The following is a 13,250-nucleotide window of genomic DNA, read 5'->3' as shown; positions in this document are numbered from 1 at the left end:
ACCAGTGTTCTTACTTAATGGAAGAAGAGACTTGGGTGTTTATCTAAAACGTTAACGGAGAAGTAAAACATGGCAACTGTTTCTGAACAGATTCAGCAAATCTACGTAGGCCTTCTGGGTCGTGCTGCGGACAAAGCAGGTCTGGACTACTGGCTGAATGATATCGCAAACAATGGAATGACCATTGAAAACCTGCGTGCAAACATCACCAACTCTCAGGCAGAATACACCGATGGCAAAGGTGCAATGACCCGAGCTGATCTGGTAGAGAGCCTGTACCAGGATATGTTCGAACGTGCGTCTGACGCGGCTGGTAAAGAATACTGGGTCACTGGCGCAGGCAAAGATGTCAATGCAGATCAGCTGGTTCTGGCACTGACTAATGGCGCACAGGGCGATGACGTTACCGCATTGGCAAATAAAGTTAAGGCGGCTGAGTACTACACAGCTAAAGCAGCTGACAAATACAGTGCAGATTCCGCTAAGGCTGCGGTTGATACTGTAGATGCGACTGATGCATCTGTGACGGCATCTACTTCTGCTACTGACGCAGCATTCCCTGTTGCGGGCCAGGCATTTACTCTGACGACCAATGCAGATCTGATTACTGCTACTGGAAGTGATGATACTATCAATGGCCTTGTTGGCACCAATACAGCTAACGGTACTTTGACCGACACAGCTCAAAGCGTTGATATCATTGATGGCGGTGCAGGTGCTGATACGCTGAACCTTCAGCTGACTAGCGGCGCCGCTGCATTTGCAGCAAAAGTTGCAAATGTTGAAACGGTTAATTACACCGATTTCAGTGGCGTTGGCTATAACATGGCTAACTCTGCAGACGTAACCACACTGAATATTGCAAACTCTGTAGCATCCAGCAACGTTACTAACGCCGCTCAGCTGCTGGACCTGTCTGTAACTGACATCAACAAGCAGACAGTATCTATTGGTTATGATGCTGCCGCAGTAAACTCCAATACTGACGTTCAGAAAATTACTGTTGATGGTTATGTTACTGCAGCGGCAGGAGCCACCAATCTGGACTTCAACGATGCAGATATTGAATCTTTTGAAATTGAAGCGAAAGGCAGCAAATCCGCTATTCGCCTGGAAGATGCAAATGCAACAGCTACCAAGGTAGTCGTAACAGGTTCCGCAGACCTGGATCTGTCGTTTTCTGATGATACTTCCGCCGATGCAGATACAACGATTCTGAAAACAATCGATGCATCCGCTTTTACTGGCGACCTTACCTTGGAGGCAGATGCTGAGTTTGGCGCTCTAGATCAGACAATCACAACTGGCACAGGCGCGGACAAAGTTACTATTGGCAACTTGACCAAAGACGACACTGTTGATCTGGGCGAAGGCGCTGATACATTAACCGTTAACTTTACTACTGATACAACAGTGACTACAGCACCAACATTTACTAATGTTGAAACGCTGGCACTGGTTGCTACCGGTGCTGACACTGACGTTACATTGAATCTGAGCAAATCAGCTTCACTAACTGCTTTGAACGTTGGTATTGATGATGGTGCTGACGGCGATAGCGTTTCTGTTACTAAGGCCGCGGCATCTCTGCAAACTATCAACCTTAAAGCAGGTGGCGTTACAGCTGATGCAGTGATGGACAGCGTGTCTTTTGCGCTGGCAACAGCAACAGGATCTAGCGACGAACTGACTTTGAACTACACCAACACTGATGCAAATGGCAATCATGTTGATGCAGGTAAAGGCACTCAGATCACATCAGCTGTTGTTGCAAATAACATGGAGAGCATCTCTGTTAATACAGCAGTTCTTGGTGCGGACACTAAATCTACCGTCCAGGACGGTGGCTTGGCTCTAAACCTTGTAGCATCAAAAGTTCAAACTTTGACACTGGCGTCTGAAACATTGCTGGATCTGTCTGGTGTTAACCTGGATAATTCAATTCGTACTGTTGACGCTTCTGCTGCTAATGGCGGCGTATTACTGGAGCTTGATGTGGCTGCAGATGAAGATAATTCAGTAACTGCTGATAAATCTGTATCCGTCACAACAGGTGCAGGCAACGATACGGTGAACGACATTCTGGGCGCTGTAGCAACAACAGTTTCCACAGGTGCAGGTAACGATACAATCGCGACTGCAGGCGCTGCAGGCAACGCCACAATCGCTAAGAAGCTGACAATTGATGCTGGCGCGGGTAACGATAAGGTTGACCTGGGTGGTGAAGGCGGTACTGTTGCTAAAGCAATCACCCTGGGTGACGGTACTGATACTTTGGTTGTTGAAGATATGTTCTCTGCAGGTGCTGGTGATAACGTAACGACCAACATCACTGTTGCTGACTTTGTTGTAGGTGCAGCAGGCGACAAGCTTGATTTTGTGTCTAACAGCGCTTCAGGTACTGGTGTAACGGCTACAACTTACAAAGAGATCACTCTTGATGTAGACAACAGCGATACTGGTGGTCATGTTTCTTTGACTTCAGGTATGAACATTATCTCTACTGATGATGGCACAACAGCTGCAAGCCTGACTGAAGCAGATGTTGCTACATTCTTGGCTGCTGGTACGAATGACATCCTCGCAAACAATGCAGATAATGTATTCTACTTTGCTGTAACCGATGGTACTGACACCGGTATTTATCTGTTTGAAGGTGCAGAGGGTGCAAACGCTACTACAGCTATCCAAGCAGATGATATCGATCTGCTGGTTACGCTGACCGGCGTGGACACTCCATCCGGCCTGACTGTAGATAACTTCGCTGATTTCTTGGTTTAAGCTGAGAAGAAAGGAAAATAGGTTAGATTTAGTTACCGGTTTGACCGCTTGATCTGACCCTTTCCTCAGACCTGTCAAAACCGCTATTCTTTGGGATAGCGGTTTTTTTGTGTCTAAAAACAGGTCGACGAAAAAATACCAAGTGGCATTAATTCTGCCAGCGATCCCGCACGTTTCTTAATTTTACCCCTCCCGCAGTAGGATTGAAGAAGCATGGGATCAAGAACGCAGTGAGCGTTGATGGAAGAACTAGGGTAGCGGACCTGAAGTTCGAGTACCTATGCGCCGATACAAGAACCAGTGCTATCTAAAAACCGACTAGATTCGTGACAGGGAGGCTTGTATTTATTTTCACTCTTAATACAAAAAACCGCTATCCCTAAAGATAGCGGTTTTGGCTGTTTATCCAGAGCTCTTAGTTAATTTTAAGAGCCCTATCCTGATAGGATTTAGATGATAAATGCAGCTTCAGTGATGGTTGTTACACCGTTCAGCTGGATAACAGTATCAACGGTGCCGTTGTTGTCGGCATCGATGTACAGATTGCCAGAGCTGGAATCCAGTGCAACGTTAACCGCTGCCAGAGTTGCGTCAGTTGATGCGTTCTGCAGGAATGTCTGTGCGTCAGATGCATTGCTTTGAACAGACAGTTCCAGAACAGCTGGAGTCGCAAAAGACAGGTCAATGATGTCGCCTGTACGGTCTGCAACGGTTGCAGTTGCGCCGTTTTCATCTGCTGCACCGTTAGTGCCCTGGCCTGCAGTGTTAGCAGAGAAGTCAGAGATAACGTCCAGGTTTACCAGCGTAGAATCAGTTGCTGCTGCGATAACAAAGATATCGTTACCCGCACCACCAGACAGTACGTCCGCTTTAGCACCACCCGTAATAGTGTCTGCGCCAGCACCACCGGAGATAGTATCAACATTGCCAGAGCCAACAACGGTGTCATCGCCTGCAGAGCCTGTGATAGTGATATCTTCAGCACTACCATCGGTAGCAGCAGCGCTAACGTTTACTGTAACACCCGCAGTGTTTGCAGAAGCGTTAACCGTTTTCAGGTCAACCATGCCTGCAGCAGAGCTGAATGTCAGACCCTGGTCACCGGAAATGTTCAGCACTTCCAAGTCATTGTTGACCATAACCAGGCCATTAACCGCAGCATCTGTCTTCGCACCCGCAGTCACTGCAGTAGACAGCGTGCCAGTGGAAGTCACGTTAACAGTTTCAACGCCGGTTGTTGTGATGCCGGTGATTGCGCTGGTCGCGGTATCAACTGTTGCATCGTTGTTCTGAGTGATTGCCTGATCAATTGTCAGGTTTAGCACATCAGCAGCACCTGTCGAATCTTTCAGGGAGATTGCTACAGCGCCATCTGCCTGGCCTGCAACCATGTTGCCTTTGATGGTCACGGTAGAGTTAGCGCCAACGTTTGTTACGCTTGCAGCGCCAGTGTTTGCAGTACCTGCAATCTGAGCACTTACCAAACCACCAATTGCAGATAGATCTACAACATCGGTATTTGCTAGTACATCAGTGATGTTCAGACGCTCAAAGCCAGTGATTTTGGCTTTGTTAGCAGTAGAGTAGCCAGAAATTGTAGCGTAATCAGCATGCGCGGCCGCCAGAGTATCGGTACCTTCACCAGCCGTCAGGACTGCGCCTGCAGCAGATGCGTTGCCCAGTGCGAGCGTGTCATCGCCAGCACCCAGGTCTACAGTCGAAGTTGCTGCCAGACCAGTAGTAACGGAAGTTACTTTGTCGTCACCTGCGCCGGTGTTAATGCTCTTAACGGTCGCGCCAACGACAGTAATGTCATCTTTGCCTGCGCCAGTTGTTGCAGTTTCCAGCACACCGCCAGTTGCATCTACAGTCACACCTGCATCGGTAGCAGTCAGTGTTTTCAGCTTAGTCAGTGCTGTTTCTGATACGTCAACAGAACCTGTGCCGCTAACAGACAATGTAGTCAGTGAAGCTGCACCATTGGTGAGCTTAACTTCGTTCGCACCGGTAGCAGCGATCGTTGCAGAAGTCGCAACGTTAGTCCCGGCAGTGTCTTTTACTTCAATGTTAGATGCATTCACTGTGAGGTTCAGAGCAGTAGCTTTAGATGCAACAGTAGCACCCAGATCTACAGCAACTTCTACAGCAGCCGTTTTGCTAACTTTACCTACAGTATCAACAGACAGGCCCAGAGTGGTTGCTGTGGAATCGTCGAAAGATACGTCCTTGTTCTGGTTGTTAACAGCCAGAGACGCAACAGAACCCAAGCCTTCTACAACAGCGGTTGCGGTGCTGTTTTCTACAGTCACTTTTTCAACGCCGCTTGCAGCAGATAGGTCTATACCGGAGCCGTCAGCAGTAGAACGTACAGTTACGTTTTCAATATTGCTCATGCTTGGAGTGATAACAGCACCCGCATTCATGGTTGCGGTCAAAGTATCCGAACCGTCTCCGCCATTTAGGGCATCAACTGCTTGCAGGGAATCGTTGAGCGTATTGTTGACGTTGATAACGCCTGCAGTGAAAGTGTCGTCGTTTGCGGTGCCGGTCAGGGTGTCCTGATCCGCAGTCAGAGTGAAAGCAGTAAGCAAGCTAACTACTTGCATTAAAACAACAAAAAAAACATTAATTTTTTTACCTACACTTTTTCTACCCACTTGATCAAAAAAAAAGATCAAAAAGTTTCAGTAACGAATACTCAATAAAAATCACACGACACTCAACACATTGAAATAATGAAATAAATTTTCAAGAACAGAAATTTATTATTGAACAAACGTTACCTATACTTTACCTACGCAGGGCACACCGCTCTGAAACAAAACAACCGTACTAGACTAAAGTATTAATGCGCAAATATAGCGATTCCGTATGATCGCCCTCGCTTTAAAGGGAGATCATCAACAAAGGAAGTTAATAGATGCCTATTGTGAGAATCACAGAAAGGTTCTGTCGCTCAGCTATATGCACGCCAGGTAAGAATAAAGTCGATTATTTCGATGAGCGTCTGAAGGGCTATTACCTTCAGGTTGCGAAAAGCGGTAAACGTACCTTCTTTCAACGAATCAGAAAGGACGGACGGACTCTAACAGTACGAATTGGAGATGCATCTTTACTGTCAGTAAATGACGCTCGTACACGTGCAAAGGAGATCAAAGCACAATCGTTGCTAGGACAATGGCAAGAGCCTGCCAAACAGACGGCGATGACTTTTAGAGAATTTGTCGAAGAGAGTTATCTGCCTTATGTGAAAGTACGTAAGCGCTCCTGGCGGACAGACCTATCATTACTGACCAATCGTATTTTGCCTGCATTTGGCGAATTTACATTAGATGAGATTAGTCGCGCCCAAGTGCAGACATTTCATTCCGAGCTTAAAGAAAGCGGCTTGAAACCTTCCACCTGCGACCGACACTTGGTACTCGTCCGATATATCTTTAACCTTGCGGTCGAATGGGAGCACCTTGAATACTCCCCAACGTCCAAGATCAAACTCTTTCGCGAGGAGTACAAACGCGAGCGCTACCTGACAGACAAAGAAACAAAGCATTTATTGCAGATCCTCAAAAACGATCATAATCGGCCGGTCGCTTTAGCCCTGATTTTTTTGCTCAGTACAGGCGCAAGGCGCGGCGAGGCCCTGAAGGCCCGCTGGAAAGATATTGATATGGCAAATCGGGTCTGGCGCATTCCAGCAGAAAATGCAAAAAGCAAAAAAGTACGTGCAATCCCACTAAACGACACAGCGCTGGGCGTGCTACAAGAGCTAGGAAAACCCACATCAAACGAGCAATCACTGTTTATCAGTATCTATAATGGTCGCCCGTTGAGATGCATAACGCACGCATGGTTCCGCATAAGAGAGAAAGCAGGTTTACCCGATCTGCGGATGCATGATTTGCGGCATTCGTTTGCGTCTTTTTTGGTGAATAGTGGAAGGAGTCTATATGAAGTCCAGCATATTTTGGGGCATTCTGACCCGTCCGTCACGATGCGCTACGCCCACTTGTCAACGAAAGCACTGCAGAGCGCAGCCGATAGTGCTGCAAATTGCATCGGTCAAGTTTCGTTTTCTAGCTCATAGCTACGAAAGCATTCAACGAAAGAAGACATAAGCGCGTACTACCAAACATAGTCACGATCAAAAACATGAATTATATTCATAGATAATCCATCAACTGCAGCAAGGATGTTCACACGTGGTACGTCAAGATATAGAAAGCTCAATACAAGAACTCTACATCGGTATTCTTGGGCGCGCAGCAGATGCCGCTGGCCTCAAATACTGGGCAGACGAAATCGAAGCTGGCCAGATGGTACTGGAAAATACGCGCGCAGCATTTACTCAACAGACTGAATACACGTCTATATACGGAAACCTGAGTTCAGGCGACCTAGTGACCAGAGTCTACCAAAACATGCTCGGACGTGACCCCGACCAAGAAGGCCTTGCATATTGGACCTCGGAGCTAGATGGAGATGGTCCGGTAACACCGGATATGTTCGTACTGGCCGTCATTAATGCTGCGAAAGCGGGCGGTAGCGAGGATGCCCAAGTATTGTCCAACAAGGTCAACTCTGCTCAGTACTTCACCCAAAAAACCCAGACCAAGCAGGTCGATTCAGCGCTGCTTACACTTGCCGCATCTGCCGTCAATGATGTCAACGCCGATATAAACACGGTCAACCAATCCAAACTGAATATAGATACCGACTTACTACAGCTCGGCGATCAACCCCAATCAAAGAACTACTATGACCCTAAGCCAATCCCCGGCACACCGGGGCAACATCGCGAACAAACAATTACCCTTCCAGAAGGAGACTTTCGAGTACTCGCAGATAGAGACCCAGATGATGGCGACTATTGGCAATATGACATCAAAAACTTTGGATTAGGGGATACGCTTTCACTGGGAGAAAACTTATTACCCGCATTCGATGGCGCACTATATTTGGATAAAGATCCTAACTCCACTGTAAGTTCATTGCTAAGTAACAGCATGCGCTCTGCTACCCAAGTAACCGCAGCCGATGAACGGGGAGGCTTCGTTTTACCTACGACTTCTCATGCCCAACTTGCGGATAAGCTAGCGTTATTTTTTGATCAAAGGGGCAACCAAATTGACATATTGGTACATGGGACTAACGCTCAAGGGATGAATCTGGAAGTAGACGTTCACTACACAGAAAAAGGCCGCTTTATCAATTCACTCGACGACGTTCCGACGCTGCCACGCTTAAACTTCAGCTTTAGTATCAACAACCTGTATATCACTGAAAACGAAATGTCCACACTAGGTATTGAACAGCGGGACTTTGAGCTGTTACGTGATCCGGTCGATGACGGTGGTCTCGTGGAACAAACCCACGGCAATGTTCACGATGGCATACAGCTTTTAGGCTTTGTCGCAGCTCATGGCGTGTTAGAATTCATGCCGTAAATATCGACGATCTCAGATCCAGTTTTTCACCTAGCTATTATGGGAACAATATGTCAAATAATATCAATATTGACGGCAAAGAATATCCGCTTGAGCTACTTTCAGAGTCAGCTAAAGGACAGCTGCTCTCTCTACAGTTAGTAGATAAGAAAATAGCTGAAGCCCAACAGCAACTGGCTATTTTGCAAACAGCGCGCAATGCATATGCTAAGGAACTGAAAAAAGAGCTGCCGGGCGAAGAAATTGCGCTTTAGGTCTTATATTTCTCAATTGGTAACACACCGGTAGCCGGACTTCTCGGCTGCCGCCCCAGATGCCTGGCGTAAACCAGATCTTCTAGGGTTTCCTCTTGATAAAGGCCCCTAAGCCTCGCGAATTTCCATTATAAAACGCCCCCGCTTCTGGTATAATCCGCCCTCCTATTTTAATGCCTGATGCTCAAGCTTTTAGGCCTAGAGCCATACACACCCGGCACCTACGCCTGAACAACCCGAATGGAGACGATTCGTCGTGAATCCCGAACAACAAACAGACCTGCAACGAGCCTTACAGCAGACTAAAGGCGCTTTCCTGTCAGCGGGATTTTTTAGTATGTTTATTAACATACTGATGCTCGTACCCGTGATTTACATGCTTCAGGTTTATGACCGGGTCATCACCAGCGGTAGCGAAAGCACCTTGTTGATGATCACGCTAATCATGGTATTTTTACTCACTGCAATGGGTTCGCTTGAGTGGGTCCGGTCACGTATTCTGGTTCGTATCGCCGCCAAACTGGACGTTCTCCTCTCTAACAACGTATTCAGCGCAAGTTTCAAACAGTCACTCTACTCCGGCGGCCGTAATAACTCTGCACAATGCATTAAAGATCTCACCGGTCTGCGCCAATTTATGACTGGGAATGGGCTTTTTGCGTTCTTTGATGCCCCTTGGCTGCCCATTTACCTCGCAGTTATGTTTGCCTTTCACCCGTGGTATGGCTGGGTCGGTGTCTTTAGTGCCATCCTGCTTGCCATTCTTGCTGTGTTGAACGAAAAACTCACTAGCAAAAAACTACAAGAAGCGAACAAAGAATCATCTGTTGCGAATAATGATGTCTCACGCAGCCTGAGCAATGCTGAAGTGATTGAATCAATGGGTATGCTTGAACAAATTCGCAAACGCTGGCAGACCAAACAAAATAGGGTCACTGTATTACAGTCCTCTGCCAGCGATGTCGCATCAATCATCACTTCAGCAACAAAAACATTCAGAATTATTATTCAGTCACTAATTCTGGGCTTAGGTGCATACCTTGTTATTCAGCAGGAGATATCACCAGGCTTAGTCATTGCGGGATCGATCTTGCTCGGACGTGCTCTGTCCCCTATAGATCAGATGATTGGTGCTTGGAAAGGGTTTGTTATCGCCCGATCACAATATAAACGCCTTGACGAGGTATTGACGAAGATCCCTGCTGATCGTGAAACCATGTCCCTACCGACACCGAAAGGGCATTTACATGTCGATAATATTGTCGTTGTGCCGCCAGGCAGCAGAGCCCCCGTATTACAAGGCGTATCCTTCAATGCACAACCAGGCCAAGTTTGGGCGGTATTAGGCTCAAGCGCGGCCGGTAAATCGTCCCTCGCTAGGGCAATGCTCGGCATTTGGCCAACAACCTCTGGTAAGGTTCGGTTAGATAACGCCGATATTTTCACTTGGAATCGCCAAGAACTCGGTCCTTATATTGGATACCTTCCTCAGGACATTGAACTCTTTGATGGAACAATCAGTGAAAACATCGCTCGCTTTGATGAAATTGATGCCGAAGCCGTTGTAACTGCAGCAAAATCCGCCGGTGTACACGAAATGATCCTTTCCTTGGCTGAAGGATATGATACTCAAATCGGTACTCGCGGGATTATGCTTTCCGGCGGACAACGCCAGCGTATTGGCCTCGCACGAGCCCTTTACAAAGAACCCGTTTTTATCGTACTTGATGAGCCCAACTCAAACCTTGATGATACGGGTGAAAAAGCACTGGCCGCCGCCATTACCGAAGCAAAAGCTCGCGGTGCTACGGTGATCATTATCACCCATAGAGTATCTGTATTGGCTCAAGTCGATATGATGGTTGTGCTTGCGAATGGTCGAATGATCAACCAAGGCCCTAGAGATGAAGTTTTAAGGCAGTTGCAACAAAACACAGTAGCTACAGCTTCATAAAGCATATTTTCTCGAGCAGCTTGAAGATCAAGCAAAGCGAAGGTTTAAAGTCGTGAACAAAGAACTGTCAACTGATATGAGCGTCTACACAAACGATATGCCGACGCGAATGATCGGACTAATTATCGTTTTTCTAACATTTGGCGTATTTGGCGGCTGGTCAATGATTGCACCAATAGATAGTGCGGCACTTGCCCCTGGCGTTTTAACTGTCAAAGGTTACAAGAAGACAGTGCAACACCTTGAGGGGGGCATTATCCAGCAACTCTACGTCAAAGACGGCGACAAAGTTGAGGCAGGGGCTCCACTGATTCTACTTGATGACACACAACTTCAGGCTGAGCACCAGATTCTTAAAGGACAGCTGTTTGTTCTATTGGCACAAGAGTCTCGCCTGTTAGCTGAACGTGACGAGCTGGAGAGCATTACATTCCCGGACGAACTGCTCTCCGACGATAAACGTGCAACAGAGGCCAAAGAACAGGAAGCAGAGCAGTTTCTGGTTCGCAAAATCTCACGTGACGGTGAGGTTGAAGTTTTACAGCAACGCATTGTGCAACTGAACTCTCAATCCGAAGGTCTTAATGCACTGATTGCCAGCAAGAAAGCACTGATCGCATCTTATGATGAAGAGATTAGCGATAACATTGACCTTCTATCCCAAGGTTTTGTAGATAAAAAACGGCTTCGGGACCTGCAACGTTTACGTGAAGGGCTTGCCGGGGAAGTGGCTGAGCATAAAGCGGCGATTGCGGGTATCACAATACAATCCGGCGAAGCTAAGCTAAAAATTCTACAGCAAAAGAAAGACTTTCGCGCTGAGGTTGTTGAACAGCTGTCCCAAGCTCAAGCAAAAGCATTTGATGTTCAGGAGCGTGTATCCGCAATCACTGACCGAATTAAACGTTCGACCATTATGGCACCCGTTAGCGGTGTCGTACTCGGCCTTGGCTTCCATACTTTGGGTGGCGTCATCGCCCCAGGCAACAAAATCCTTGAGATCGTACCTGAAAAAAATGACCTGATCATCGAAGCGAAGGTAGCACCAGCGGATATAGATAGAGTCACTCTTGGGTTGGATGCAGACGTTCGTTTTAGTGTATTCAAAAGCTCGATTACACCCGTTGTTCAAGGTCGTGTAACCACTTTATCCGCTGATCGTATCGTTGGAGAGGATGGCGCACCGTATTATCTGGCACATTTGGAGCTTACTGACTCATCCTCGGACGCCCTCAAAGGCTTTCAGCTACTGCCAGGGATGCCTGCTGAAGTGCTCATAAATACTGGCGACAGAACACTATTTGAATACTTGGTTCAGCCTGCAACCGATGCATTCGCCCGCTCAATGCTCGAAGACTGAATACTGAAGGAAAAAAATGTACAAACTATTCCTATCTATTGCTGTTGCGTCTATTTTAAGCTCGCCTGCAAACGCTGCCAGCTTATATGAACTCTATGGCGAAACAATTGGGTCTGACCCAAGATTAAGAATCGCAGCCCAACAAGTAGAGGTGAGTTCGGCTCAGCTTGATCAGGCGGGGGCTCAACTATTGCCCCAGATTAGAATGTACTCGACACTTTCCGAGAATCAAAGAGAAGTAATCCAAACCTCCAACACTGAGCGGTATAAAGGGGAAAAGTACAGTCTTGTCGCCCAACAAAAGCTCTTCGACCTGAATGCTTGGCATAATCGTGACCGGTATCAACACCTTTCGGATGAATCACGCCTAAGGCTAGAAGAAAGAAGAATGCTGGTGTCTGTTGATCTGACCCAGCGCTACCTTGCTGCATTGTCACAACAGGATGCTTTTAAGCTTGTCACCGCTGAAAAGGATGCGATAGAAAAGCAGCTGCAACTGCTGAAAACCCGCTATAAACATCAACTATCGACCGTTACGCATATACTTGAAGTAGAGGCTCGACTGGACGGTACGTTGGCAAACGAGATTGCAGCTAAAGGTGAGTTAGAAATTGCTTTCGAAGCGCTTTCTGAACTCGTAGGGTATCCCGTTCCACCTCATCTAAATAGTCTTACCGATAACACTAGCTTACTGGGCGAAACGGGACGTTTGGACGCTTGGACGGAAAAGGCTTTACTAAACAATCCAAATCTACAGGCTCTAAGCTTAAAGGTAAAATCTGAAGAAGCTGCCCTTAGACAAGCGGATTCCGGCCACTATCCAACAATAGATCTGACTTTAAGTGCGCAGAAATCAGATATTGGTTTTGAGAACACGCAGGCAGCCCGTACAGATACCTATGTTGCCTCTCTTAATTTAACTTTCCCTCTTTTTGAAGGCGGTGGCACTTCCGCCAGAAAAGCCGAGAAGCGCGCCACACTACGCATAGCTCAACTGGAATATGAGGAGGCGAGGCGTAACATATTGAAAGAAACCCGCGCCGCTTATTTAAATGTAAAATCTAATGAAGCGATTATGGCTGCCGCTCTAAAAGCACTGAAATCATCAGTAAAATCCCGAGAAGCTCAGGAAAAAGGCTTTAAGTACGGGACAGTCACGGTTGTGGATGTTCTGGATGCTATTCGTGAACAATACAAATTCAGGAAGGACTTTCACCAGGCTCAGTATGATTACATCAATAACTGGGTTCAGCTATTGAGCATATCCGGCACGTTGACTGAAGAACACATCGGACGTGTAGACAACTGGATGACAAGTTCGTAAGAAACCTATTCTGCCTTTAATACTTCTTCACTCTTTCGAGCGATGTTAAAGGCTGATTAGAAACCCCTTTGAAGTGAACAAGATGACTGATGTGTTCAAACGCACAACATTAGACCTGCGTCATGATGAGTTC

General features: G+C 47.0%; 8 protein-coding genes. 7 read left to right on the top strand and 1 reads right to left on the bottom strand.

The genetic code is table 11. The features are described 5' to 3' along the window. Nucleotides 1–69: 69 nt before the first annotated feature. The gene (locus tag IOQ59_RS01590; RefSeq protein WP_193951496.1) at nucleotides 70–2,781 is read left to right on the top strand and encodes a beta strand repeat-containing protein; all 2,712 of its coding nucleotides are present in this window, start codon (nucleotides 70–72) and stop codon (nucleotides 2,779–2,781) included. A gap of 449 nt (nucleotides 2,782–3,230) precedes the next feature. Here the strand turns inward: IOQ59_RS01590 and IOQ59_RS01585 are convergent, their stop codons facing one another. After that, complete coding sequence (locus IOQ59_RS01585; RefSeq protein WP_193951495.1) at nucleotides 3,231–5,372, bottom strand: beta strand repeat-containing protein; 2,142 nt, start codon at nucleotides 5,370–5,372, stop codon at nucleotides 3,231–3,233. 329 nt (nucleotides 5,373–5,701) lie between these two features. Between IOQ59_RS01585 and IOQ59_RS01580 the strand changes: the two genes are divergently transcribed. From IOQ59_RS01580 to IOQ59_RS01555, 6 genes are all read left to right on the top strand, one after another. Then, entirely contained in the window at nucleotides 5,702–6,865 is a 1,164-nt protein-coding gene (locus IOQ59_RS01580; RefSeq protein ID WP_193951494.1) for a tyrosine-type recombinase/integrase, read from the top strand. 115 nt (nucleotides 6,866–6,980) lie between these two features. After that, nucleotides 6,981–8,225, top strand: coding sequence for a DUF4214 domain-containing protein (locus tag IOQ59_RS01575; protein WP_193951493.1), 1,245 nt, complete (start codon nucleotides 6,981–6,983; stop codon nucleotides 8,223–8,225). A gap of 50 nt (nucleotides 8,226–8,275) precedes the next feature. Next, a complete protein-coding gene (locus IOQ59_RS01570) occupies nucleotides 8,276–8,479 on the top strand; it encodes a DUF6447 family protein (RefSeq protein WP_193951492.1) in 204 nt (67 codons plus the stop codon). A gap of 256 nt (nucleotides 8,480–8,735) precedes the next feature. Continuing rightward, nucleotides 8,736–10,433: a type I secretion system permease/ATPase gene (locus IOQ59_RS01565; protein ID WP_193951491.1), complete on the top strand. Its 1,698-nt coding sequence runs from the start codon at nucleotides 8,736–8,738 to the stop codon at nucleotides 10,431–10,433. A 52-nt stretch (nucleotides 10,434–10,485) separates the two neighbouring features. Then, a complete protein-coding gene (locus IOQ59_RS01560; RefSeq protein WP_371871810.1) occupies nucleotides 10,486–11,793 on the top strand; it encodes an HlyD family type I secretion periplasmic adaptor subunit in 1,308 nt (435 codons plus the stop codon). A 16-nt stretch (nucleotides 11,794–11,809) separates the two neighbouring features. Continuing rightward, nucleotides 11,810–13,117 carry a TolC family outer membrane protein gene (locus tag IOQ59_RS01555; RefSeq protein WP_193951490.1) on the top strand — a complete coding sequence of 436 codons (1,308 nt, stop codon included), beginning with the start codon at nucleotides 11,810–11,812 and terminating at the stop codon, nucleotides 13,115–13,117. Nucleotides 13,118–13,250: the final 133 nt, after the last annotated feature.

The sequence above is a fragment of the Pontibacterium sinense genome, assembly GCF_015209595.1.
Taxonomy (GTDB): Bacteria; Pseudomonadota; Gammaproteobacteria; order Pseudomonadales; family Balneatricaceae; genus Pontibacterium; species Pontibacterium sinense.
The sequence above is the reverse complement of the archived record's forward strand: the minus strand, read 5'-3'. Positions and strand labels throughout refer to the sequence as shown.

Bases quoted from the DNA above. Each gene is read 5' to 3' on its own strand.
- IOQ59_RS01590 (WP_193951496.1), top strand. From the start codon at position 70: ATGGCAACTGTTTCTGAACAGATTCAGCAAATCTACGTAGGCCTTCTG.
- IOQ59_RS01580 (WP_193951494.1), top strand. From the start codon at position 5,702: ATGCCTATTGTGAGAATCACAGAAAGGTTCTGTCGCTCAGCTATATGC.
- IOQ59_RS01570 (WP_193951492.1), top strand. From the start codon at position 8,276: ATGTCAAATAATATCAATATTGACGGCAAAGAATATCCGCTTGAGCTA.
- IOQ59_RS01555 (WP_193951490.1), top strand. From the start codon at position 11,810: ATGTACAAACTATTCCTATCTATTGCTGTTGCGTCTATTTTAAGCTCG.